This is a genomic window from Endozoicomonas sp. ALD068, from assembly GCF_049310145.1.
Classification (GTDB): domain Bacteria; phylum Pseudomonadota; class Gammaproteobacteria; order Pseudomonadales; family Endozoicomonadaceae; genus Endozoicomonas_A.
This window is the reverse complement of record NZ_JBLYNU010000004.1, coordinates 1,987,284-2,010,279: the sequence shown is the minus strand read 5'-3', so window position 1 is coordinate 2,010,279 and position 22,996 is coordinate 1,987,284. Positions and strand designations below refer to the sequence as shown.

Genomic DNA, 22,996 nt, shown 5'->3' with positions numbered 1-22,996 from the left:
CCCGATTCATTATTCACTCATGACGGTAGTGAACCTGGCCTTCCCGGAATGCAATAAATTCTCCGGACTTCATAATGTTCCAGCTCTCATTGGTGGTCAGAGGTTCGGTGGCGACTACAGTGACAATATCGTTTTTAGTTGTCACCTGCTTAAAATCAACACTCAATGAATCATCCTTCAGAGTCGCTTTTTCAAAAGGTGCTTTTCGGGTAATCCAGCTTAATTTGGTCGAGCAGAAGCAATAAAGATGTTTTGAATCCGTTAATAACATATTGAACACCCCCAGCTTTCTTAATTCCAACGCCAGCTTATGAATGTAGCGGTGCAGGGTTGCAGCCCGTGCAGGGGGTTTAGGAAAGCGTTCCCTGAGCTGGCTCATTAACCAGCAGAAAGCATATTCGCTGTCAGTGGTGCCCACCGGACGGTAATAGCAAAGCGGTTTTTTCTTGATCCCTTTAAGCTGGCCATTATGGGCAAAGGTCCAGTTTCGTCCCCAGAACTCCCGGGTAAAAGGGTGGGTGTTTTCCAGAGAAACCCGTCCGGCATTCGCCTGACGGATATGGCTGATCACAATATCGCTCTTGATCGGATAATTCCTGACCAGTTTGGCGATTTCTGACTCACAGCTCGGATGGGGGTCGCGAAACTCACGTACTCCCGCCCCTTCATAAAAGACGATACCCCAGCCATCACTGTGGGGACCGGTGCGTCCGCCTCTCTGCATCAAACCACTGAAGCTGAAGCAAATGTCGGTCGGTGTGTTGGCGCTCATGCCCAGCAGTTCACACATCTCAACTGTCCGTTAGTATTGTTTCTTGGCATTGTTTGTTCCGTTGGTTCACAAAACTGTCAGCAGGTGGGTTCCTGCCTTTTGGATCGTATCTCGCTACCAGAGGGTTTCGGAGCTCGCTCAGTTTTTTTCTTGTCTGTGTTTGACTTCTTTACGGGCAGGACAAAGGCAATCAGGGCCGCTAATCCAGCGGCGAACACAATGATCATTCCTGTTCTGGACATGGCTTCAAAACCGTGGGTCATGCCATCGTATATCATTGTAAACAGCGCGGGAGACAACAGATCAGAGCCTCTGGTTATCCACCAGGGTGTGCAAAGCAGGGCAGCAGCTGTAAAACGCAGTACCCACTTCAAGCGCGCAGGCAGTCTTCCGGTAATCATAATAAGCGACACCAGACAACCCATTGCACCTGCCAGGTAGATTGTCCAGCCTAGAATAAATTGCGAACTTGTCATCCTTTCTCCTGTTGACGATGGCACCGGGCTAAGCCAGAGCTGGAGGAAAATAGCCGATAAGAAAAAATCAGGTGGTTGATCCCGGGATGTCGGCCGATAAAAACTGAAACAATAGTCTATATTGATGCAGGTGTTAACCCGTGAATATTACGCCTGAAGCAATCCAGAGTCTTAACTTGAGGCCACTTTAGCATATGTTTCCGGCAATTTGATCTTTTCCCGGCATGAGGCAGGTATTGCCTTCGCAGTCATGGCTATCGGGGTAGATAGAAGATACTGCTTTATCGAATGACAACAATAACCCAAGAGGACGGACTATGGTCAATCTATCTGGGGTTGCCTCCTGGTTTGACTGGCTGGCACTCCTGTCACTGATTTTACTGTGGGTAGGCTATACCATTTTTGCCTATCGAAGGGGGCAGGCAACGGCATGTCTGGCCAGCGTTCTGGCACTCTACAGACGAGACTGGATGTATCGGCTGCTTGGCAGGGATAACCGGATAGCCGATGCCAGTCTGCTCGCCAGCCTTCGGGCATCTGTCAGTTTCTTTGCTTCCACCAGTATTCTGGTTATGGCGGGCCTGATCACCGGAATTGCAGCATCAGAAGAAGCGGTCGGCGTTCTGTCGGCTATGCCTTTTGTGACGACCAATACCCGTGAACTCTGGGAACTGAAGGTTTTGGTCATGCTGGTTATATTTGTGTATACCTTTTTTGAGTTTACCTGGAGTCTCAGACTCTATAACTTTACCTGTGTTCTTATGGGGAGTGCCCCTCTGATGCAGGATATCAGTGGTAATAAAACGGAACAGAAAGTATTTGCGGACAAGGTGGGCTTTATCATGACGCTGGCCGCCAACCACTTTAACTACGGCCTGCGGGCCTATTATTTTTCTCTGGCCACATTGTCCTGGTTTATTCATCCGTCACTTTTTATCATCAGCACGGTCATGGTGGTGGTTATTCTGTACCGTCGGGAGTTTCATTCCAAAGTGCTTGATACGCTCTCTGATACTGCTAAGGAGTAGCAGGCAAAAGAATATTCATAAAATTCTCGAATTCTGCCTTGAAATCAAAAAGCCTGTCCCCACATTAGTTTCAAAGCAATTTATGATCAGGCTGATCGCTCATGAGAAGGTTCTGAACGACGGCCACTGGCAGAAAACAATGTAGAGGGCCAAATGACTGCAGAAGCCAAAAAAGAAACACTGGGTTTCCAAACCGAGGTCAAGCAACTTCTTCACCTCATGATCCACTCCCTGTACTCCAATCGCGAAATCTTTCTGCGGGAGTTGATCTCTAACGCTTCAGATGCTGCTGACAAACTGCGCTTTGAAGCGTTGCATAATGATGGTTTGCTGGAAAGTGATCCCAATCTGGATATTCGTGTTGATTTTGACAAGGAAGCAAAAACCGTTACCGTCGCTGATAACGGCATTGGTATGAACCGTGAGGATGTTATTGCTCACCTGGGTACCATTGCCAAGTCCGGCACCGCTGACTTCCTGCAACAGCTGACCGGTGACCAGAAGAAAGACTCTCAGCTGATTGGTCAGTTCGGCGTCGGTTTTTACTCTGCCTTTATTGTCGCTGATAAGGTCACCGTTGAAACCCGCAAGGCGGATGCACCGGCTGAGCAAGCCGTCCGTTGGGTATCCGACGGCTCCGGTGAATTCACCGTTGAAGGGATCAGCAAAGAAAAACGTGGCACCTCCATCATCCTGCACCTGAAGGACGATGCCGAAGAGTTTGCTGACGGCTGGCGTCTGCGCAACATTGTTCGCAAGTATTCTGACCATATCTCCATGCCAATTCTGATGGTCAAGCAAGAGATGCCTTCAGAAGAAGAGGAAAAGGAGGAAGACAAGGCGCCTGAGTGGGAAACGGTTAATACCGCAAAGGCCCTGTGGACTCGCTCCCGTTCTGATATTACTGATGAAGAGTACAAAGAGTTCTACAAACACATCAGTCATGACTTTGCTGACCCTATAAAGTGGAGTCATAACCGTGTTGAAGGCAAGCTGGAATACAACAGCCTGTTGTTCATTCCTGCCAAAGCTCCCTTCGATCTTTATAATCGTGATATGCAGAAAGGCCTGAAGCTCTACGTTCAGCGCGTATTCATCATGGATCAGGCCGATGAATTCCTGCCCATGTACCTGCGTTTCATTAAGGGTGTGGTGGATTCTAACGATCTCTCCTTGAACGTATCGCGTGAAATCCTTCAGAAAGACCCTGCTGTCGACAGCATGAAAGCCGCATTGACCAAGCGTGTTTTGGACATGCTGGAAAAAATGGCCAAGAAGGAAGAAGAGCAGTATGCAGAGTTCTGGAAAGAGTTTGGTCAGGTATTAAAAGAAGGCCCTGCTGAGGACTTCGCAAACCGTGAGAAAGTTGCCAAACTCCTGCGTTTTGCTTCTACCGAGAGCAAGGGTAGTGACCAGGACCAATCTCTGGAAGGCTATGTTTCCAGAATCAAGGAAGGTCAGGACAAGATCTACTACATCACTGCAGAAACCCACAATGCGGCGGCCAACAGTCCTCACCTGGAAGTGTTCAGGAAGAAGGGAATCGAAGTTCTTCTGCTGAGCGACCGTGTCGATGAGTGGCTGATGTCGCATCTGAACGAATTCGATGGCAAACAGTTTGCAGACATCGCACGTGGTGATCTGGATCTGGGTCAACTGGACGATGAAGGCGACAAGAAAGCCCTGGAAGAAAGTGCCAAGGAGAAAGAAGATCTGCTCAAGCGCATCAAGGATGCCCTGTTGGACCAGGTTGAAGAAGTCCGTGTAACGCACCGTCTGACGGATTCACCCGCCTGTTTGGTCGTAGGTGAACAGGATATGGGCGCCCAAATGCGTAAGATCATGGAAGCTGCGGGTCAGGCCATGCCTGAATCCAAGCCTATCTTTGAGATCAATCCTGAGCACCCTCTGATTAACCGTTTGGACCAGGAAGCAGATGAAGATCGTTTTGCTGATCTGTGTCGTGTGGTCTTTGATCAGGCCAAGCTGGCTGCAGGTGGCCAGCTGGATGATCCTGCCAGCTACGTTCAGCGTTTGAACAAACTCCTGTTAGAAATGGCAGGCTAACAAATATTGGAGCTGGAGCTTAATCTAAGTTCCAGCTCTCAACTGTCACTTGTCCAGTTTTTTCCACCCTGCCTTAAAGTCATGCCTCAATTCTGACCATCGGTTTTTGACATCGTGCCTGAACTCGTTCATCTCTTTTCTAGCTTTCAATTCAAGGCGCTTGAATTTTGAGTCCGTATTGTTCATTTTGACATCAATACTGGCCTGTTCTGCCTCATGTCTGAGTTTATTGGCGGCTTTTATAAAGTTCTCAAGTGTTAACACCTGACACAGATAGTTGCTGATAGGCTTAAACTCCAGAGCCATGTCTTCAAGAAACTCCGCCAGTATATAAAGCAGGCTGTCCAGACTGGATCTGGATTGAACGTCCCGATTATAGGTACGACCACTGGCGGTTTGCGGAAGGTTGTCAGTCTCAGACTGATACGGTCTTCCAGATAGTTGTTGTCCTTCTACTTTCATAAACGATACCTCCCTGTTCGTTTTAATCCCTGTTTGATTGTAGAGTTTTTTAATGCTGTTTTGGTCCTGTTTCGTAAGTTAGATAACCGGTTCGTTATCATTCGGTCGGTTGATTCATAAGCGACACCTCCCTCGTACCTTTGGTCCCTCCATTCGTTTAGTCATTACAATGTTCGCACTCAGAATAGTGGAGAGGACTCCTTGAGCAGTATACGACCTTGATCGATTAGACTTAGGGCTAACTTGACAAAATTACTGCCAGTTCAGTTCATTGTTTCCAGTTTTGATCTACGCTGTATTAAGGCTGAAACGGGTTTTTCTCACCAGTTCCCTGTGACAGTGGCATTCTTTCATGAAGTCCGTCCGTACCGTATTTTTGTCAAAATGGCTGACTGTCCTGTTAGCGATTCTTCTCATTTCTGGCTGCAGCATGCAGTCATCTCCCATTCTTTATCCAAAAGGTCCGGTTGCTGAAACCGAGCGGAATCTGTTATTCCTCGCGACAGCCATCATGCTTTTTACTTTGCTGCCCGTTTACCTGATCACTTTCTGGTCATGCTGGCGTTATCGAGCCAATGGCAAAGGGGCCTATCGGCCAGACTGGCACAAATCCATTTTCGTTGAACTGTTTATCTGGGCCGGTCCACTGGTCATTATCGTTGTGATCGGTGTTCTTGTTGTGATTTACACCTACCAACTCGACCCCTACAAACCTCTGGTCAGTGATGAGAAAACGTTCAGGGTTCAGGCAGTGGCTCAGAACTGGAAGTGGCTATTTATCTACCCGGACCAGCAGGTAGCGGTAGTCAATGAACTGGCTTTTCCCAGTGACAGACCCGTTAATATTGAAATTACTTCAGACACGGTCATGACATCCTTCATTATCCCTGCGCTGGGTGGCCAAATTTATGCCATGGCCGGGATGACCACTCATCTGAACCTCAAAGCCTTCGAGCCAGGTCGTTTTACTGGAAGAAATACCCAGTTCAGTGGCCGGGGCTTTCCTCATATGGTGTTTGACGTTCAATCACTCTCTGAAAGTGACTTTACACAATGGCTCGATAACGTCAAAAAAGCAAACAAACGACTGGACTCAATGAGTTATCAGAAGCTCCTCAGGCCGGAAACAAAGTACCCGGTAGAGTACTACTCCTGGGTTGAACCGGAGCTGTTCAGTCGAATCATTGCTAAATACACCGGAGCAAGCGGTGCCTTACCCCTGCAAAAAACCGGAAGTCTGGAGTAAGCCATGTTAGGCAGATTGACCATTGATGCACTGCCGTTCTATAGCTCGGTTGCTATGGGAGGCGCTCTTGTTACCGTGATGGCTGTGCTTTTGACGGCTCTGGCCGTGACCTGGGCAGGCAAGTGGCGATATTTGTGGGAAGAATGGCTGACCAGTGTCGATCATAAGCGAATCGGGGTCATGTATATCTTGCTGGCACTGGTCATGCTTGTCCGTGGGGTTATTGAAGCCGTCATGATGCGAACCCAGCAAGCGATTGCTCTCAACAATGATGGGTATTTGCCGCCAGAGCATTTTGAGCAAATTTTTACTACCCATGGCACTATCATGATCTTTTTTATGGCCATGCCGTTTCTTACTGGCCTGATCAATATCGTTGTTCCCCAGCAGATTGGCGCCAGAGATGTGGCTTTTCCCTTCATGAATTCGGTCAGTTTATGGCTGACTGCTGCAGGTGCCGGGTTGGTGGGAATTTCCCTGGTTCTGGGCAAGTTCTCGACAGCGGGCTGGACCGGGTATCCACCTTATTCAGGTATTGGTTTCAGTCCGGGAGTTGGTGTCGATTACTGGATTTGGGCACTGCTTGTCAGTGGTGTGGGCAGTACGATGACCGGAATTAACTTTATAACGACCATTCTAAGATGCCGGGCTCCTGGCATGAAATTGATGCAGATGCCATTGTTTGTCTGGACCACACTCTGCACCAGTATTCTGATGGCGTTTGCTTTTCCTGCCCTGACCGTAGTGGCGGCTCTGCTGGGGCTGGACCGGACAGTGGGGATGCACTTTTTTACCAATGAGCTGGGTGGCAATATGATGAACTTTGCCAACCTGATCTGGATCTGGGGACACCCTGAAGTCTACATTCTGATTCTGCCTGCTTTCGGTGTATTCTCTGAAGTAACTGCTGTGTTTTCCGGGAAAAGGCTGTTTGGTTATCATTCGTTAGTCTACGCCACCATGGCTATAGGACTTTTGTCGTTTACAGTATGGTTACATCATTTCTTTACTATGGGCTCCAGTCCAAACGTCAACGCCATATTCGGTATTGCCACAATGATTATTGCTGTTCCCACAGGCGTTAAAATATTTGACTGGCTCTTTACTATGATCAGGGGGCGGATTGTTTTTCATCCCGCTATGCTGTTTACCATCGGTTTTATTATTACCTTTGTAATAGGGGGTATTACCGGAGTCTTGCTGGCAATTCCTCCGGTAGACTACCAGATGCATAACACCACCTTTTTAGTAGCGCACTTTCATAACATGCTGATACCCGGCGCCTTGTTTGGTTACTTTGCAGGCACTCAGTTCTGGTTCCCCAAGGTCTTTGGCTTCAGACTTAATGAGTTCTGGGGCAAGATGGTGTTTTCCTGCTGGTTGATCGGTTTCTATCTCGCCTTTATGCCACTCTACGCCCTCGGGCTTCTGGGTATGACAAGGAGGCTTGAACAATACACCCAGCCTGATTGGCAACCTTTTCTGCTGGTGGCTTTTGCAGGCGCATGTTTTGTACTGGTTGGCATTTACAGTGTCTTTATGCAGTTTTACGTTAGTGTCAGAGACCGTAATCAACATCGGGATCTAACCGGTGATCCATGGAATGGCAGAACTCTTGAGTGGGCCACCTCCTCACCGGCAGCACCCTATAACTTTGCTGTGATACCCAAAGTCAACTCTGTCGATGCCTTCTGGGAAATGAAAAAAAAAGGGGAAGCCTATTATTTTCCTGATCAATACAGCGCCATCATAATGCCCGCTAATACCGGAGCTGGCGTTTATATTGGTTTGTTTGGATTTTTAGTAGGGTTTGCTTTCGTCTGGTATTTATGGTGGTTGGCCATCCTCGCCATGGTCGGTGCGGTAACAGTATTGATCGTTAGAAGTTCTAATGATCATGAAGAGGAGATCTTTACATCAGAAGCTGTCATGGCCATTGAGAGCAAACGAAAGGCTCAGTTAATGTCTGCTGAAAGTCTCTCACCCAGAGGAGGGCCTGTATGAATCAGAATGCGCTCCAACAAGCCATGGCTGAACATCTTGAAGAGTACCTTGATAACCGGGAATTCGGTTTCTGGCTCTATCTGATGACGGATGCGGTTATCTTCGCGCTGCTTTTTGCAACCTATGTCAGTATGTTCAGAAATACTGCCAACGGACCTGAGCCCATTGAACTTTTCGATCTCAAACATGTCTTTCTTGAAACCGCCTGCCTGTTGATCTCCAGTGTCACATTTGGTTTTGCCTGGTTGGCAGCTATGCATAAAAAACGACCGACTGTAATGCTTTGGTTAATCATTACCCTCGTTTTTGGTGTCACTTTTGTTTCTCTGGAAATCGCCGAATTTGCAGAAATGATCGGAGAGGGGGGTGGGCCTCAAATCAGTGGTTACTTGTCGTCTTTTTTTACACTGGTTGCTACCCATGGCATCCATGTGAGCATTGGCATGCTTGGCATCCTGATGATGGTGTCGCAGGTTTTTATGAAAGGGTTGACGCCCCAGGTCTGCTCCAGGTTGTATCGCCTCGGTTTATTCTGGCATTTTCTGGATATTGTCTGGATAGGGATCTTTTCTGTCGTTTACCTACCGGTGTTCATATAGGAGGTAGCCGTGCAAGCACATGAACATAGCCTGAAGGACTATCTAGCAGGGTTCGTTCTGGCGATCGTTCTGACGGTCATCCCTTTCTGGGTCGTCTGGTCCTCAGCTTTCCCGGCCAAAATACTGTTTGCCATTATTGCACTGTGTGCCTTGATTCAGGTGCTGGTTCACTTGCGTTTTTTTTTAAACATCACCCTCAGGCGTACGGGCAGAGACTATCTGACAGCGCTGTTTTTTGCCGGAGTTCTGATTTTCATTATGGTGGGTGGGACCATCTGGATATTGTTTGATCTGAACTTCAGAATGATGTAAGTCGCAGAAGGCTGCAGCCTAAAGAGTCAAGCGACAATCGCGTTATATTCTTTCACTTTCCTGGCGTATATAGCCGAACCTCTCATTGGGGTTTCAAGATATTTGGCCCGCAGATCAAGACCGGTGCGATATATGGTTTCGATGCAGCTATCGAGTGATACCGCGTGAGTACCGTCAACAGGCATAGCCAGACGAGCAGCAGTGATTGCCTTGATAGCCGCCATACCATTTCGCTCGATGCAGGGGATCTGGAACAGGCAGATCCCACCTCTGCCTGACAGCCTGCTTCTGCGCCCGATATGTCGGGTTCAAATATTGCCTTAAAAAAGCATTGTCATTTGGCGTGTTCTCTCATAAAATACTTCAATATTTTGGAAGTTGTTGGTTTTAAAGACTTTTATCTGAAAATCGATCCATTACGGCGAGTTAGCAAAGCGGTTATGCAGTGGACTGCAACTCCATTTAGACCGGTTCGACTCCGGTACTCGCCTCCATTCTCTTTTTTAAGAATCTAATCTTTCACCCATGGCAAAATATATGGGGCTTCGATGCCGGAGCATGTCAGTTGATTATCTATTTTCCAGGCTTATGATGAGTTCAAGAGGCGTTGGCCACTAACTTAGTGGTAAAAGAAAGCAGCCCAGCGGCTTGGGAACTCTTTCCGTTCCTTGATAAATTGCAGCAGGGTTTTCAAGGGCATTAATTTCAGGGAAGCCCTGGCCTTCTTGTAGCCGAGGCCGTAAACAGGATCGTCACTGTTTTCTATTGCTGCTCTGCGGAATTCTGCGTCTTTTGTATCCTGATTTTTCAACCAGATATAAGTACCTAACCAGGTACTTACTCCATCATGACACACATGCCTTCTTCAACCCCCAGTGGCAGGTCGCGATAGTTGTTGTAGAAGAACCAGGCATGGGTTAATTCATGGATGGCTACGGTTCGGAAATGTTCTTCTGGAAGATGCCTCTGGATCAGAATATCGTTGAACTCTCTGGCTATCACCTGACCATTGGCTGTTGTAGAGGTGCTCCATCGGGTCAGACCCAGTATCGGCCTTTCATTATGAAAGTTACTTCGGCTGGCTTAACGATTTAGACTGTAAGTCTGACAGAACGACCAGAAGGATGAGACTAAGTCTTGTCTCGATGCAGATTATAGAATCAGTAATAGAGCCAGTGTGATTATAATACCGAAACCAGTATCGACTATGGCTTTACCCACAGATGAAGTGGGTACCTTGCTGATACTCGAATCCATACTGTAACTTGAATTAATAATGGAACTTGAATTAATAATGGAACTTGAATTAATAATGGAACTTGAATTAATAATGGAACTTGAATTAATAATGGAACTTGAATTGATAACGTAGCTTGAATTAATAATGGAGCTTGAATTTGAAAAGGTACTGGATACTGCGTTGTTAACAAAAGCGTAGTTTGTCATGTTTACCGGGCAGACTTCCGAGTCGAAGTATAAATGATCTTCGAGATTGATCAGTCCGCTGCAGGCAGTCGCTGTGGAACCTTTGATGGCTGTCCAGGTATTGATCATCTGGTTGATGGCGTAGAGGGCAGGTGATGCCGTAACAACGGATGAGTTGGGTGTCAACCTTTCGCACTCATTTCTCAACAGGAACGGATCAGCCGCTTTCAGGCTGAATTGTTCCTCGATTTGTCGCCACGGACTGTGTCCTTGCAGGTGATTACAGGCAAAGGCCAGTTCAAGTGGTGCTTTGACGATTAAAGCGGTCTCTGTCACCTGAATCTGATTGCCTGCCAGGTTAAAAAGAGGACGTTCGGCATTGTTCTCTGTATGACCTGTAAGAACGAAGCCTCCTCCCCTTGGTATTAGTAACCAGGGGTCATCTCGGGGTGCGAAGCCACTATTAGAGATGTTGACTTTGTTTCTGAAGATATTCACACGGGTTCCGGATCCAAGAATAAACTCAGCTGCGTCGGCCATTTTGCCCTGCAATGTGTTCCCGATAATCTCCAGTCTTTGCGACTGGTTCTTGATGGCAGGAAGATGAATAAACACCGCTTCCCCGGGAATAGCGTCGGTAATCGACACGTTGAGGGTATCACCTATGACCGTGTTATTGGCAAACCTCAGACCCGGGCCAGATTGAGTGGAGTCAATCGATGCATCCAGAGGTTCTCTGCAATCAAGATAAACTGCAGCCCATTTAGGGAGATGGAATACGTTGTTTTCGACAATCAGCCTCCGGTTAGAGCACGCAGCTGCAACAATGATGATATCCTCCGGGGCGAACATAGGTCTACTTGGCAGGAAAGTAATATGGCTTATATGACTGTCTTTTGTTTCTCCAAAATTGAAGTTATCAGTAGCTCCAACCCAGATCATAACTGTACGACGATAATTTGGCCGAAGCGTAATGACGATTTCAAAACCTTCATCGGCAGCACCAATAATGTCCTGGCCATCCTTCAAAACTATATAATTTTCAATGCCGTACTTAACTGAGATTTTATCAGGCAGAGGGGAAGCTGTTGATGGGGAAGGTGTCATTGTAGGAGTAGCAGTGTTGGAGGAAAGCAGTATCACGGTGTTCTCAGGAATCCGGTTGATCAACTCAGCCATATCTCTTGTCTGATCGGCATTGAGCAAGGTACAGTTTCGCCCGCGAACAAGATTACTGTATTCGTCCAGTCGTTTATCAACCCCCGCTGTTTGCCCTCTGAGGGATTCACACAATGCCGTTGTAGGGACTGTTGAAGCAGGAGAAGTTGTGGATTGAGCCTGAAGGCTTAAGGGTTGTAAAAGGAATACAGAAGCGATTAACTGAGCCAGATAATGTTGCTGCTTGATCATCGATTTTCCTCAACTGGATACCCCGTACTTCTAGTGCGGGGAGAAATGTTGACTTGCTGGGGTCGCCCAGACCGTTAGAGCAAGCCATCACTCTATTTTTGGTGCTTACACACCGTCCTAGCCTTGCGGCAGTAGAGTTCACCGCCTAGACAATGTTAATGGACGGTTTCTTGATAGCAGCACTGTAATTAACCCTCAATACACTGTTTTAACCACTATCCTTAGAGCTTGGGACTGGTGAAGTCGGTAGGAAGTCTAGGTGTTGTATTTATACTTATCCAATCAGACTGTGCACGGACTCCCGACAATGGTGTATAGAACGACATCTGTTTTTTTGTCCTGACTTAATGATAAAAGAATGCGCTCCAACGGGTAGGGAACGTTTTCCGTTCTTTGATGAATTGCAGCAGTGTTTTCAAAGGCATTAATTTCAGTGAAGCTTTGGCCTTCTGAAAACCAAGGCCGTAGACAGGATCATCGCTGTTTTCTATCGCCATTCTCCGGAATTCTGCGTCCTTTGTATCCTGACTTTTCAACCATATGTACTCCATCATGACACAGATACCTTCTTCAACTTCCAGTGGTAGGTCGCGATAGTTGTTGTAGAAGAACCAGGCATGGGTTAATTCATGGATGGCTACGGTCCGGAAATGTTCTTCTGGCAGATGTCTCTGGATCAGAATATCGTTGAACTCTCGGGCAATGACCTGACCATTGGCTTTCGTAGAGATACTCCATCGTGCCAGACCCAGTATTGGCCTTTCATTATGAAAGTTATGTCGGCTGGCTTCCCTGAGTTCATCACGACCGCACAGTGTCAGTGGGGTTTTGGATTGATGCAAATTCAATCCTACAGAGGAGAGGGCAGAGCGCATCTGCTCCATGATTCTGTCCCCTTCTTCCTGAGAAACTACACCGTGAAGATTGCAGAGGTTGCAGATCACCAGACCGTCCGGGAAAGACATGCCGCCATCGGTGATGTTTTTGCAGACTATGCGGCCGCAACTTGAACAATTGGTGTAGTCCTGATGGGTCTCGCAGAAGGTATTGCCCCAAAAATCCATCAAATATTGTTCACCGAGGGGTTTGCGGCAGACAGCACAGGGGGGATGATGCTGCTTCAGGTAGCAGTCCAGATGCCAGGGCATGCCATCGTTTTCTATGTATTTGTCTTTGATGGTCTTCCGGCATCCGGGGCATTTCAGGCATCTTGGATGAAAAGGACGGCCATTAAAGCCAACAAACGGTTTGTTCAAAAGCGGTTTTTTGCAGGTTCGACAGTTAAAACAATGTGTGTGCCAATGACTACCAAGGGCTTCCAGACCATTTCCGTGGATTGGCTTTCGACAGCTCTTGCAGAAATTCATGTCCTTCCCTGGCCATGTGATGCTTACTCAATAACTTTAGCAGGAGCAGGTTAAAGCTGTTGATGATTCAGAGAAAATGGGTTGCAGTCATTTGCTTCAATCTCTTGGCTTCAGTGTGGTAGTACTGGCTGGTGGTATTGATCGAGTCATGACCTGCAAAAATGGCCAAATCTTCTATGTCCATCTGACGGGCAAGGTGTGTCAATGCAGTATGTCGCAGAGCGTGGAAAGGCATAGCCTTGAATCGACTTGCCCTGATAGCCATCCCGTTTGCTTGATAAGCGCAGAAGTCCATAAAGCTCTGCCACCAGAAACGTAATCCTCTGGAGGAAAGTCCGCCCATTTTGCCCTGAATTTTGCGTGTTCTGGGAGCTAATGGGAAGTCGTCCCCCAACAGGCCTTCATAGTGAAACCTTTGCCTGAACGCCTTGATCTCTTCAATAAGCTTGTTATTCAGTGGCAGCTGACGACGTTTTCGACCCTTCCCCAGAATACTGAGAAAATAGCCGCCTTCAATATCCGGGTGAATATCATTACAGCTATGTCCGGTCAGTTCAGACTCTCGAAGTCCGAGACTGTAGCCCAGCATAATGATGTAGCGTGTTCTTGCTAACTCTGATTCAGAGATGCGCTCACTATGCCTTTGCAGCTCAAGGCAGTTCAGTAAATGCTGCCATTCTTCTTCATGAAAAAAGCGGACAATAGAAGTGCCCCTGGCGAGCTTTTCGCCGGAACGAATCAATGAAACAGCCGGGTTGCCCGGTGTGTATCGATTTTTCTCCAGAAAAGAAAAGAAAGATGAGAGTACGTCTATGACCTGATCAGTGCTTTTTCCGGGCTTGATGGATGCCTTAAACAGTATTCTTTCTGGTTGTCCTGGGATAATACCTTTCTTTAGCCAGCGATCTGGCAGATTTTGTACATGATGAAGATACATCTGAAGATGCTTCAGCCGAACCTCTTTATAAGTTGCCCCCATATCCTGATACAACCAGGCGCTGAAACGCAGGATTTCTCTTTCATAGCGTCTGAGCGTCTCGCTGGAGCGGGCTGCAGATTTGTTCAGAAACAAAGTAAGAATCTCACTGTCATTGACAGCGCCGGTCATATCAGCATTGAACGACGATAAGTCGGACTGATGGTTTGGATGGTTGCCCCCGGGAAGTAGCAGAAGTTTTGAGAGCGCTGGTAAACTCATGGCCTGCTCTCTTTGCTTTGTTCAATAGACAGCTTTAGAGCATCGTTATAGCCTTTAAGTCGTTCAACTTCGCGCTCCAGTGCTTTTGTTGAATCAAGTTCTTCCTGTAGCTCCCGGTTCTTTTGCTCAAGGTCAGCTTGATGCCTTCTGGACTCTTTGATGACATCCTCGTTATGTCGGGCCTTTTGTTCTGTATCCATAAGCTGTCGCACTGCGCTGGTAATGGCTTCAACAGGCAGGTTCATAAGTAGTGCCAGCTCTTTAATAGCCTGAAGTTGCGGATCTGATTCTTTAACAATGGCTTTGTAATGATTCCTCTCTTCGCAAGCTTCCAAATGGGCTTTAGACTTGGCTTCCAATCGATATTGAATTTCATTGTGCGCCCTCTCGGCAGCCAATCCGTATTCTTTCTGTTTCTCCAGCTTGGATTCAATATCTGTTCTTAGCCGACGTTCACTGTCTACGGTTTTGATCCAGTGGTTGATTTGTGCCTGGTACTGACTGTCGAGCTTAGTCTCTAGAGAGGAGAGGGCATTGGTATGTTCTTTTTTATTGCAAGCCAGAGTTTCTTCATGCTTGTTATTTTTTTCGATCTCTGCGTTTAGCTGTTCCTTCAATTGAATGATGCTTTTCTCATGCTCTGATTGTTGCTGAATCAGCTTCTTTCCATTTTCTTGTAGCACCTCATTTTCAGCCGTTAGTTGCTCCAGTTGGTGTTTCAGGGCCAGTCGTTCTTCAGAGAACTGCTGTACTACCTGTTGCAGCTCGTCAATTTCCTGATTGGCTTGATCTTCAAAGTCACGCTGCAAGGCGGTTGCATCATGTTTCCATTGGATTAGAGAGCGTTTCAGAACACGCACAAGATCAGCAGGTAGCTCTTCGTTTGTCTCTTTCTGGGCGTCATCCAGAAAGCGCCACTCATTGTAATAGGGCAAAACCGTTTGTTTCCCCATTTTGGCAATGCGGGCCAGTTTATCGGCATTAATTCGTTCTCCTCTGGTCTTGAGATCGTCGAGGACTCTGAAAACCAGCTCTCTGCGCTGAATTTCCTTCTGGTTCTCGCTATTGGCTTTGTTATCCATGATTTTTTACCCGGGAACATACTATTAATACCAGTATTATAATACTGGTATTAATAGTATTAAAGTTCTTTATCTACTACCGGTAACTGAACTTACCGGTAGTAAGTAATAGTTTTTGCGAAAATTCTAAAGATCTGCTTTAAATCTGAATGCGTACAAAACTATTTTGATGAATGACATACGATGAGGACTGAAAATGGATAGAAGAAAGTTTATGCAGCTTGGGTTGGCTTGCACCTTAATCCCACTGGTTGCCATGGATACTGTTGCGGAACCAGCAGCCGCTGGTGAAGTTCAGGAAGACGATCCACAGGCAAAAGCTCTCAACTACGTGAAGGAGGCTTCTGAGGCCAAGGGCAATCCAAAATATAAGGAAGGGGATATCTGCAAAAACTGTATGTTCTTTGAGGCTAGTAAGAATAATGGCTGTACACTTTTTGCTGGTCGCAGAGTAGAGGAGGGTGGTTGGTGCACAGCCTGGGTAGCAAAACCGAAATAATTTACCCTTTCAACGATTCGTTGTTCGGGGCTATCTGAAGAGTGACTTTATAGCAGGTAGAACGATGCGTCCGGTACAACCATCAGAGTCGGGCGCAATATAAACCGCAGTAAGGGCTCAAGCTGGAAAGTCGTACTTGCTAATATACCCGCTAGCAGCATTCCTGAGCCCAAAGGGAGGGTCACTTAATATAGCGAGCTTTGGATTTTACTTTTTCGACCAGCTTTTTACCTTTGGGAGTTAAGGTTAGTTTGAAATAACGACCGTCGTCCTCATGTTGAGCCTTTTTGATCAGACCCAGACCAGGGCGGTCATGGCGGCCTTCGCCCAGACGCTTCACACTGACAGCAATATCGCTGGGTGTGCCACAGGTCAGTTTTTCAGCATTCACCAGGTCAGTTATGGTTTCGCCAGGATTCTCAGCCACTACCAGCAGGATCTGCCATTGGATAATGGTAAGTGGGTATTCCTGAAGCAGGTGGGTAAGTTTAATCAGACCTTTTAATGTCATTATTAATCTACCTTTAGGTTAGGTTATGGGCGCGCTGTGAACTTAAGGCGTCGTATACTTCTTATTTTTCGGCCTCTAAAGCATACTGCACAACGGGTGCAACAACAGAGGTACCAGAACAAATATTAGACAGTTTTATACTGATCTGGCAAATTTTAAGAGTCAGGTCGTCTATTTTAATGCAAAGGTAGCATAGCTGTTACGCTTTGAAACAAGTAAGGCTACTATTAATCCATGATCAAAAAATGCCTTTTTCCTGCTGCTGGTTACGGGACACGCTTTCTGCCTGCGACCAAATCCATGCCCAAGGAAATGATGCCTATCGTAAACAAACCCCTTATTGAGTACGGCGTTGATGAAGCCCTGCAAGGTGATTTGCATGAGATTTGCATCGTTACAGGACGTGGTAAACGGGCTTTGGACGACCACTTTAATATAAGTTAAATGACCTCCGGCAGAGCCGGAGGCTTATTAGGTGACGCCCTCAAAGGGCTTTTATTGCGCCCAAGGGCGCGCGTCAAAACCAAGTTTCAGCTGATCTCGTGTTTCATCATTTTTCTCCTGATTTCGGATATATTCCCTAACCACATCTTCATCAAGACCTACTGTGCTGACGAAATACCCTCTTGCCCAGAAATGCTCACCAGAAAAATTCCTCTGCTTACCTTTGAAGTGTCTCGCAATAGCTATTGCGCATTTACCCTTCAAATAGCCAACAACATTGGAAACAGAGTATTTCGGCGGAATGCTAATGCAAATATGAACGTGATCTCGCATCAAATGCCCTTCCACAATTTCACACCCTTTGCGACTGGCAAGATCGTGGAAAATGGCTCCCAGAAATTTTCTCAAGCTCCCATAAATAACCTTTTGCCTTTTTTTGGGAATAAAGACAATGTGATACTTACAATCCCAACGAGTATGAGTCAGACTTTTGTAGTCTGGCATAAGTTAAACCTCTTGGTTCTTGGCGGAACCTTTGAGGTTAGCTACCGAAGCCTCGGTATAACCTATGCGAGTCTCCCCGGCATAGCCGGGGGTTTACCTAATGATTAATTATGAACTGGAACATCAGATCCAGGGAACAAACCCTTTCGGGTATTCGGGGTTTGATGGACGAATGTACATTCTCCTATACACGTCAGCGTGAAATGAAAGGACTGGGTCATGCCATTCTGACCGGAGAAACTTTGATTGGAGATGAGCCGTTCGCTGTCGTCTTAGCCGACGACCTCTGTATCAACCTTGATGGAAAAGGTGTTCTGCCCCAGATGGTTAACCTGTACAAACAGTTCCGTTGCAGTATTGTCGCCATCGCGGAAGTGCCTGCCGAAGAGGCCTGCAAATATGGGGTTATCAGCGGTGAAATGATCAAGCTATTGGTCGCTATATTTTAACGCCGGATATCTTCGACATCCTCAGAGAAACACCTCCGGGCAGTCATCTATTGATGACTTCTTGATATCCTTAAATTGCGCATAATATATATTATGTTAAATATATAATGAGGCTTTCAACTTACGCTGGCTTATGGAGCTTTCCTCCTTCCTCCGCATCAAGGTTCATATTCTATAAATTTCGAGTCATGTAGCCGCAATGTGCACCTAAAGCAAATTTACCTGCACGTAAGATACTTTTTCCTTGGAACTATTCAAGATTCAAGACCCTTTTCCTTTGTTTTACGGAACTTTTTTTTTATTCACTGGTCAACAAGCGTAAGTACCTGTAGAGGGTAACTTTCCTTCATCATGGATAAAGCCAAGAGAATAAAACGATGGACAGATTAACTAACACCTCATGTAATCCGGGACCAAGCCAGTCTGGTTATAGTGCTAAAAACGATGGTAATGAGAATTATGGCAATGCTTCATGCAAAACCGTAAGGCCTGTCAGCGGTGAGCCATCTGGAATCAATCAAGCAGATTTCACACCTGACCCTGCAACAAGACAGAAAGAGATCGAAATTTCCTCCAGAGCAGTTGCTTTCGATGTAAATGCTTGTAAAGCGGCTGAACGCAAACCAAAACTGGATTTTACTGATGTCAGTAGTATTGGTCTTATTTACTGGCAAGAAATCTCTAAGGCGGAAGCTCATCCCGGCAAGAAGTTTGAGGTTAGCAATAGACCGGGCGAATGCCGTGATATTTGTGATATTTCAGAAGACTCAATAGTTGGATTAATCCAATATCATAAGTTTATGGCTGAACGTAAAGCTCTTTTAGCTGGGGACATAGTAACATATGCTCCATTATTGCCGTCCGAGTTTGATGAGATTCGCTGTTTTCTGGAGGACAACTTAAATCTAGATCCAAAAGACAATGTTATCATTGATGCGGGCTCAGGGCCTTTTTGTTATCACAGTGCGCTATTTGCCATGGCAGGCTTTACTGTGAGACCTTACGACTATTCACCTGCCAGAAGTCTCTACGATAAAGAAGATCATGGCTTAGCAGAGAAAGCTCTTTCTCCTTTTCTGAAGGTAAATGATAAGGATTTGACGGGCGATGATATTACTCCCTTATTTTTTGATAAGAACTCAGTATTATTTATGAGTTTCCCTGACTTGCCGGGGCATCGTATTAGCTTTCCTCTAGTAAAAAAATACACTGAATCGGAAGCATTAAATAAAGTGGTTGTTCTCATTATTGTCGAAGATGACGACCAACAGGATCATTTTTTGTCTGTGTCAAAAGAGACAATAGAGTTTCTCAGAGAAAACTATGAATTGCGTGATAAAACTCTTATGCGAGGGACTTTGTTAAGCTGTACGCAGGTGCAAATCTACGTCAGGAAAGGAGTCAATCGAGCAGATTTCACAACAGATCCCGTAACAAGTAAAAACAAGACTACCGCTAAAGATAGAATGCGTGAAGCTTTCATAGAACTAGAAAAACAAAATTTCAGACATGCGGAAGGATTATTCCGAGACATTTTGAACGAAGGCCCGTTCACGCTGAGTGTTAGTGAATGCCAAAATATTATCATAGGGCTTGCAAGCTCGCTGAAAGAACAGACCTATGAAAAAAAGACGCAAGCATGCTCTATGCTGGAAGCGCTAAGGTCGAGAAACCCGCTTAATGAATTTGGAGCTTCGACTATTCCCAACCTTGACCTGACCCTGAGTCTTTGTGAACAGGCAGCTGGACGGTACTGTGTGGCTGAAGCACGGCTGCTGGCTCTGAGAAATAAAGGGCAAGATGCCGACGAGGCAGCACAATGTGAGCCATCTGGCAATTTTGACTTTGACCAGGCTCAGGTAAAAGTGTGGGAGTTGATGCGTAAACATGAATTGGCCGAAAAACTGCAGCTTAACTTGAGTGGCAAGCCTCCGGGTGACAGTGAGAGTAGCCCGAGCCAGCCCACTGATAACGATCCGGCCTGAATAAAGATTGGAGAAAATGGAACTTTTATTTTATTCATTTTATGGAACTTTTGTTTAATTCACTGGTCAATATTTACAAGTACCCATAGAGGGTAATTCAACTTCGCTATTATGGCCACTCTGCAGTTTTATGGCTTTTTTCACAGAGGGTTACCAGCAATTCTTTGAGTGTTGCCCACTTTGGTCATTAACAGAGGCAGTTAAAGATTGGAGAAAATTTAAATGGATATTTCATCGACGCTAAATCGAAGTACAACCGATCAGAATGAAAGGTTCTGGTTAGTGGGTCTGAGTGACTCGGAGGAGGATTCTGCATCAATAACCAGTACTTTTCACTCACGAAATACCTCTACAACAGAGCCACTTGAAATACAGAGTTTGAAGATTCGGGGATTTTCACAACGAGAAATCAGTGCAGCAGAGAAAACACTTCAAGAGAGAAACATTACCCCCACCTATGAAGCTATATCCCACTTTTTGGATTCGGGCTCGCGCACTGGTCGTTTTCCTCTTTTTGACCAGCTCAGTGAAGCTATTAAACGGACACCAGGCGTTCAGGGTAAAGCCCGGCTGGCCGAGGCACTGACAAAATTTGCAGAGTCAGTCAATAATGATGTAGCCGAGAAACTTGACAAACACTATGCCACCTTGTGGCCCAATAGTGAGGAAATTGCAACCATTGTCGACGGTTGGCCTCCTGAACTCAAAGAGCAAGCTCGATATATTAAAAGAAACTGGCCAGAACTGGTGTTAAAAGGTGACGTGAAGTTTAACTTCGATTCTACGTCGGAGGTTTGCTCCGACCACTATCGAAGCTATAGGGGTGCACCATCACCGTTAGGATATCTGGCATTTTTCCGTCTGGTCAAAGACATCTGGTTCGGTGCTGTGGATAAGAACAATGCATGCACTATGAACAGAGTCTGCCATCTGCTGATTTTCTTTACCAAGGAAATATCTGACAATACCTTCGCATACGAAGACGAAGGAGCCAGTCGAAAAGAACAATTCGAAAAAGTCATTCAACGGGAGCTGAAAAAAGGCATCTCATCGACTTATGATATCGGCGCTTTTGCTTTTATGCTGGTAGCAAACCCATCGTTATGGACTGATCATAAACTTGAAACCTTTCAGTTGATGATTGGCAGGGCCTTTATTGACGAGACCGATAAACTGACTCCCCTGTATTCTCAGTGGCAGGATCCAACCCAGCAAGATAAGGTTTGCAAAGCGGTCGAGGCCGAGATCATCCCTAATATTGCCCTTACCTTACATTACCTTGATGGCATTTATAACTACCTGATGAACTATAGATCAGTGGTCAGCTGGAGAAGTAATGCACTCAGTGAAGAGATTGCTAATGGAGACTATTTCGACAGCACCACTAAACAGTTGGCGCGTCCAATACAACTGGCTGAATGGAAAACGTTACCTCCTATTCCGCAAGTAAAAGAAATACTGTCTCAGTTTTATACTAATCCCAACAATCAGAAACTGTTTTTAGGAACAGAAGAATTCAAAGCATTCCAAAAAGAACAAAGACGACTGAAAGCCAGACAAGGGTTCATTGAGGCCATTAAAACTACGACAAAGCAGATTAAAAAAGAGAAATCTAAACTCATTAAAAAGCAGTTCAAAGAGCAGGGATTTGCAGTAACAAAGGATAATCAGGGCAATATCAGCTACGGAGAAGAATATTATCGAGAGCGCAAACAATACATTAGTCACCTTAAGGAACAAAAACTGGCCATTGAACAACATATTGGCATCCCTATTCCCTTTAAAGTAACGGCTTTGCAGTTGAGCCAGTTGCTTAAGGTATTTGATGAATTACCCATTGCTGAGCAACGGTACTGGAAAATGAGCCGCGCTTATGCTGAGAGCACTGCCATTCCAAAACTATTGGAAGACTTGACACTGACACAGGATTCGGAGCCTTCAGATCTGGCCGATGAGCACGAAAAACTGAGGGAACAACAAAGTAAATTTATTACTTGCCGCTGTTCAACGTGTACTGTTTGCGAAGCAACCCGTTATCTTTGTGAATGTCGAGATGGCTTGAACCGGAGACTTGCCATAAGAGAGAACAAACACAGAGATCACGTCCTGAAACAAAGAATTGCTAAAAGCGTTAAGGATTTTTATGCTAAAAATTTCTGTACAGAAGGCACTCCTGTGTTGGTCGAAGGTAAGCAAATAGCCATTCCCGCAGCACAGAGGCACAACCCAAATTACAGAAAACGCACAAAGTCCCCTGTTGATCCTGATAAAAGCACCCTCCCCCATCCAGCTAAAATCACTGTTTTTGAGCACATGCTCACGGATGGAAGCCAGTGTGAGAAAAAACACCGCTCAGAATTCGTGATTGATAAGGACCAGCGCAAGTTTATAACCGAAGTATTTCGTAAAAAAGTAAACTCTCCCGCAAAAAAACAACGACGTCACCGACATTCAGCACTACCTGCCGGGCAACTGAAATATAATAAAGTGCTCCAACAACTTTATAAACACCATGCTGACAATCCGGCCTCCCGAATAAGCACTACTAAAATCCTTGACTGGTTTGATAAAAACCCGGAACAGGCAGCTGCTGCTGTTAGCTATTTGCAGAAAAAGCCACAAGAGACAAGATCACTGTTTAAACCGGACACTCTGCAGTCTGCAACGCCTAAGTCATTTAAGGCAATTCCATGTCAGGAGGTCTATCACAATATTGAATCATTTAATAAACACCTTCATGACCTAGCAGCTGGAAAGGATAACAACTTCATTCCCCTGGATAAAAGGAAAATGAAGGGGTTATACCTCCATAAGACATTCTGCCTTGCCTGTCGGACTAATTTTGGTCAGAAGCGCGAGCTGCAAGCCCATTTAAAAGAGACGCATCAGGCAAACATGGACAAAACCTTTGAACGTATTCGAGCCATGGGACATGAGGCGACAGAAGAGCCGACTTCCACTGCGGTGATTGACTCTGTTAAAAACAGGGAGCTTCAAACCATTGAGCAAATGCCTTTCGATCAACGATCTGAAGCAATTGCGGCTGTTTTCGAGCATGAAAGTGTATAGATATAGAGATGCGATTTATCCAAATTGCAGGCTTAGATGCCAGAAGGGCATAATGTTCAACAGTAAGCATTATGCCCTTTTGAGAGA

General features: G+C 45.9%; 21 protein-coding genes, 1 tRNA gene and 2 pseudogenes. 12 read left to right on the top strand and 12 right to left on the bottom strand.

All coding sequences use genetic code 11. The features are described 5' to 3' along the window. Nucleotides 1–13: 13 nt before the first annotated feature. Together ACO6V5_RS07205 and ACO6V5_RS07200 are read right to left on the bottom strand one after the other, a co-directional pair. Nucleotides 14–790 carry a class II glutamine amidotransferase gene (locus ACO6V5_RS07205; RefSeq protein WP_422133703.1) on the bottom strand — a complete coding sequence of 259 codons (777 nt, stop codon included), beginning with the start codon at nucleotides 788–790 and terminating at the stop codon, nucleotides 14–16. Between the two features lie 59 nt (nucleotides 791–849). Then, nucleotides 850–1,248: a hypothetical protein gene (locus ACO6V5_RS07200; protein ID WP_422133704.1), complete on the bottom strand. Its 399-nt coding sequence runs from the start codon at nucleotides 1,246–1,248 to the stop codon at nucleotides 850–852. A gap of 317 nt (nucleotides 1,249–1,565) precedes the next feature. On the opposite strand from ACO6V5_RS07200, the gene ACO6V5_RS07195 reads away from it, so the two are divergent. Further along, on the top strand, nucleotides 1,566–2,276 hold the full coding sequence (locus tag ACO6V5_RS07195; protein ID WP_422133705.1) for a DUF599 domain-containing protein: 711 nt from the start codon (nucleotides 1,566–1,568) through the stop codon (nucleotides 2,274–2,276). Between the two features lie 153 nt (nucleotides 2,277–2,429). Further along, complete coding sequence (gene htpG / locus ACO6V5_RS07190) at nucleotides 2,430–4,343, top strand: molecular chaperone HtpG (protein WP_422133706.1); 1,914 nt, start codon at nucleotides 2,430–2,432, stop codon at nucleotides 4,341–4,343. Between the two features lie 45 nt (nucleotides 4,344–4,388). Here the strand turns inward: htpG and ACO6V5_RS07185 are convergent, their stop codons facing one another. Next, complete coding sequence (locus ACO6V5_RS07185; protein ID WP_422133707.1) at nucleotides 4,389–4,805, bottom strand: hypothetical protein; 417 nt, start codon at nucleotides 4,803–4,805, stop codon at nucleotides 4,389–4,391. A gap of 352 nt (nucleotides 4,806–5,157) precedes the next feature. Between ACO6V5_RS07185 and ACO6V5_RS07180 the strand changes: the two genes are divergently transcribed. The 4 genes from ACO6V5_RS07180 to cyoD are packed head-to-tail and all read left to right on the top strand — an operon-like array spanning nucleotide 5,158 to nucleotide 8,966. Beyond that, a complete protein-coding gene (locus tag ACO6V5_RS07180) occupies nucleotides 5,158–6,051 on the top strand; it encodes a COX aromatic rich motif-containing protein (protein ID WP_422137929.1) in 894 nt (297 codons plus the stop codon). Nucleotides 6,052–6,054: 3 nt separating this feature from the next. Further along, a complete protein-coding gene (locus ACO6V5_RS07175; protein ID WP_422133709.1) occupies nucleotides 6,055–8,055 on the top strand; it encodes a cbb3-type cytochrome c oxidase subunit I in 2,001 nt (666 codons plus the stop codon). After that, nucleotides 8,052–8,654 (top strand): cytochrome o ubiquinol oxidase subunit III, encoded by a 603-nt coding sequence (gene cyoC, locus ACO6V5_RS07170; RefSeq protein WP_422133710.1) that lies wholly within the window; start codon nucleotides 8,052–8,054, stop codon nucleotides 8,652–8,654. The genes ACO6V5_RS07175 and cyoC overlap by 4 nt, the downstream gene beginning before the upstream one ends. Before the next feature lie 9 nt (nucleotides 8,655–8,663). Then, nucleotides 8,664–8,966, top strand: a complete 303-nt coding sequence (gene cyoD, locus ACO6V5_RS07165; protein WP_422137930.1) for a cytochrome o ubiquinol oxidase subunit IV — start codon at nucleotides 8,664–8,666, stop codon at nucleotides 8,964–8,966. Nucleotides 8,967–8,992: 26 nt separating this feature from the next. Here cyoD and ACO6V5_RS07160 read toward each other — a convergent pair whose 3' ends face one another. Beyond that, complete coding sequence (locus ACO6V5_RS07160; protein ID WP_422408930.1) at nucleotides 8,993–9,190, bottom strand: L-serine ammonia-lyase, iron-sulfur-dependent, subunit alpha; 198 nt, start codon at nucleotides 9,188–9,190, stop codon at nucleotides 8,993–8,995. Between the two features lie 196 nt (nucleotides 9,191–9,386). Between ACO6V5_RS07160 and ACO6V5_RS07155 the strand changes: the two genes are divergently transcribed. Then, nucleotides 9,387–9,460 (top strand) — tRNA-Cys (locus ACO6V5_RS07155). A 125-nt stretch (nucleotides 9,461–9,585) separates the two neighbouring features. Here the strand turns inward: ACO6V5_RS07155 and ACO6V5_RS07150 are convergent. The 6 genes from ACO6V5_RS07150 to ACO6V5_RS07125 all read right to left on the bottom strand — a co-directional run bounded on the left by ACO6V5_RS07150 (nucleotide 9,586) and on the right by ACO6V5_RS07125 (nucleotide 15,448). Next, the gene (locus ACO6V5_RS07150) at nucleotides 9,586–9,777 is read right to left on the bottom strand and encodes a hypothetical protein (protein ID WP_422133712.1); all 192 of its coding nucleotides are present in this window, start codon (nucleotides 9,775–9,777) and stop codon (nucleotides 9,586–9,588) included. A gap of 26 nt (nucleotides 9,778–9,803) precedes the next feature. After that, entirely contained in the window at nucleotides 9,804–10,007 is a 204-nt protein-coding gene (locus ACO6V5_RS07145; RefSeq protein ID WP_422408972.1) for a protein DA1, read from the bottom strand. 111 nt (nucleotides 10,008–10,118) lie between these two features. Next, nucleotides 10,119–11,801, bottom strand: coding sequence for a hypothetical protein (locus tag ACO6V5_RS07140; RefSeq protein WP_422408927.1), 1,683 nt, complete (start codon nucleotides 11,799–11,801; stop codon nucleotides 10,119–10,121). A 344-nt stretch (nucleotides 11,802–12,145) separates the two neighbouring features. Then, nucleotides 12,146–13,168, bottom strand: a complete 1,023-nt coding sequence (locus ACO6V5_RS07135) for a protein DA1 (protein ID WP_422137932.1) — start codon at nucleotides 13,166–13,168, stop codon at nucleotides 12,146–12,148. A 67-nt stretch (nucleotides 13,169–13,235) separates the two neighbouring features. Continuing rightward, a complete protein-coding gene (locus tag ACO6V5_RS07130; protein ID WP_422408925.1) occupies nucleotides 13,236–14,366 on the bottom strand; it encodes a tyrosine-type recombinase/integrase in 1,131 nt (376 codons plus the stop codon). Further along, nucleotides 14,363–15,448, bottom strand: a complete 1,086-nt coding sequence (locus tag ACO6V5_RS07125; RefSeq protein WP_422408923.1) for a hypothetical protein — start codon at nucleotides 15,446–15,448, stop codon at nucleotides 14,363–14,365. Before ACO6V5_RS07125 ends, ACO6V5_RS07130 begins: the two co-directional genes overlap by 4 nt. A 196-nt stretch (nucleotides 15,449–15,644) precedes the next feature. Between ACO6V5_RS07125 and ACO6V5_RS07120 the strand changes: the two genes are divergently transcribed. Next, entirely contained in the window at nucleotides 15,645–15,947 is a 303-nt protein-coding gene (locus ACO6V5_RS07120; protein WP_422133719.1) for a high-potential iron-sulfur protein, read from the top strand. 181 nt (nucleotides 15,948–16,128) lie between these two features. Here the strand turns inward: ACO6V5_RS07120 and ACO6V5_RS07115 are convergent, their stop codons facing one another. Then, complete coding sequence (locus ACO6V5_RS07115; protein ID WP_317141597.1) at nucleotides 16,129–16,458, bottom strand: MarR family winged helix-turn-helix transcriptional regulator; 330 nt, start codon at nucleotides 16,456–16,458, stop codon at nucleotides 16,129–16,131. A 234-nt stretch (nucleotides 16,459–16,692) separates the two neighbouring features. On the opposite strand from ACO6V5_RS07115, the pseudogene ACO6V5_RS07110 reads away from it, so the two are divergent. Beyond that, nucleotides 16,693–16,899: pseudogene (locus ACO6V5_RS07110) on the top strand (sugar phosphate nucleotidyltransferase); the annotation flags it as partial. 54 nt (nucleotides 16,900–16,953) lie between these two features. On the opposite strand, the gene tnpA reads toward ACO6V5_RS07110, so the two are convergent. Next, nucleotides 16,954–17,406 carry an IS200/IS605 family transposase gene (gene tnpA / locus ACO6V5_RS07105; RefSeq protein ID WP_422408921.1) on the bottom strand — a complete coding sequence of 151 codons (453 nt, stop codon included), beginning with the start codon at nucleotides 17,404–17,406 and terminating at the stop codon, nucleotides 16,954–16,956. A 103-nt stretch (nucleotides 17,407–17,509) separates the two neighbouring features. On the opposite strand from tnpA, the pseudogene ACO6V5_RS07100 reads away from it, so the two are divergent. From ACO6V5_RS07100 to ACO6V5_RS07090, 3 genes and pseudogenes are all read left to right on the top strand, one after another. Further along, a pseudogene (locus ACO6V5_RS07100) lies at nucleotides 17,510–17,896 on the top strand (sugar phosphate nucleotidyltransferase); the annotation flags it as partial. A gap of 336 nt (nucleotides 17,897–18,232) precedes the next feature. Next, entirely contained in the window at nucleotides 18,233–19,840 is a 1,608-nt protein-coding gene (locus ACO6V5_RS07095; protein WP_422408919.1) for a hypothetical protein, read from the top strand. A gap of 222 nt (nucleotides 19,841–20,062) precedes the next feature. Beyond that, a complete protein-coding gene (locus tag ACO6V5_RS07090; RefSeq protein ID WP_422408917.1) occupies nucleotides 20,063–22,909 on the top strand; it encodes a hypothetical protein in 2,847 nt (948 codons plus the stop codon). Nucleotides 22,910–22,996 lie beyond the last annotated feature (87 nt).

Excerpts from the sequence above, each read along its gene's own strand:
- ACO6V5_RS07205 (WP_422133703.1), bottom strand. The coding sequence starts at position 790 with ATGTGTGAACTGCTGGGCATGAGCGCCAACACACCGACCGACATTTGC.
- ACO6V5_RS07200 (WP_422133704.1), bottom strand. The coding sequence starts at position 1,248 with ATGACAAGTTCGCAATTTATTCTAGGCTGGACAATCTACCTGGCAGGT.
- ACO6V5_RS07195 (WP_422133705.1), top strand. The coding sequence starts at position 1,566 with ATGGTCAATCTATCTGGGGTTGCCTCCTGGTTTGACTGGCTGGCACTC.
- htpG (WP_422133706.1), top strand. The coding sequence starts at position 2,430 with ATGACTGCAGAAGCCAAAAAAGAAACACTGGGTTTCCAAACCGAGGTC.
- ACO6V5_RS07185 (WP_422133707.1), bottom strand. The coding sequence starts at position 4,805 with ATGAAAGTAGAAGGACAACAACTATCTGGAAGACCGTATCAGTCTGAG.
- ACO6V5_RS07180 (WP_422137929.1), top strand. The coding sequence starts at position 5,158 with ATGAAGTCCGTCCGTACCGTATTTTTGTCAAAATGGCTGACTGTCCTG.
- ACO6V5_RS07175 (WP_422133709.1), top strand. The coding sequence starts at position 6,055 with ATGTTAGGCAGATTGACCATTGATGCACTGCCGTTCTATAGCTCGGTT.
- cyoC (WP_422133710.1), top strand. The coding sequence starts at position 8,052 with ATGAATCAGAATGCGCTCCAACAAGCCATGGCTGAACATCTTGAAGAG.
- ACO6V5_RS07160 (WP_422408930.1), bottom strand. The coding sequence starts at position 9,190 with ATGGCGGCTATCAAGGCAATCACTGCTGCTCGTCTGGCTATGCCTGTT.
- ACO6V5_RS07140 (WP_422408927.1), bottom strand. The coding sequence starts at position 11,801 with ATGATCAAGCAGCAACATTATCTGGCTCAGTTAATCGCTTCTGTATTC.
- ACO6V5_RS07135 (WP_422137932.1), bottom strand. The coding sequence starts at position 13,168 with ATGAATTTCTGCAAGAGCTGTCGAAAGCCAATCCACGGAAATGGTCTG.
- ACO6V5_RS07130 (WP_422408925.1), bottom strand. The coding sequence starts at position 14,366 with ATGAGTTTACCAGCGCTCTCAAAACTTCTGCTACTTCCCGGGGGCAAC.
- ACO6V5_RS07125 (WP_422408923.1), bottom strand. The coding sequence starts at position 15,448 with ATGGATAACAAAGCCAATAGCGAGAACCAGAAGGAAATTCAGCGCAGA.
- ACO6V5_RS07120 (WP_422133719.1), top strand. The coding sequence starts at position 15,645 with ATGGATAGAAGAAAGTTTATGCAGCTTGGGTTGGCTTGCACCTTAATC.
- ACO6V5_RS07115 (WP_317141597.1), bottom strand. The coding sequence starts at position 16,458 with ATGACATTAAAAGGTCTGATTAAACTTACCCACCTGCTTCAGGAATAC.
- tnpA (WP_422408921.1), bottom strand. The coding sequence starts at position 17,406 with ATGCCAGACTACAAAAGTCTGACTCATACTCGTTGGGATTGTAAGTAT.
- ACO6V5_RS07095 (WP_422408919.1), top strand. The coding sequence starts at position 18,233 with ATGGACAGATTAACTAACACCTCATGTAATCCGGGACCAAGCCAGTCT.
- ACO6V5_RS07090 (WP_422408917.1), top strand. The coding sequence starts at position 20,063 with ATGGATATTTCATCGACGCTAAATCGAAGTACAACCGATCAGAATGAA.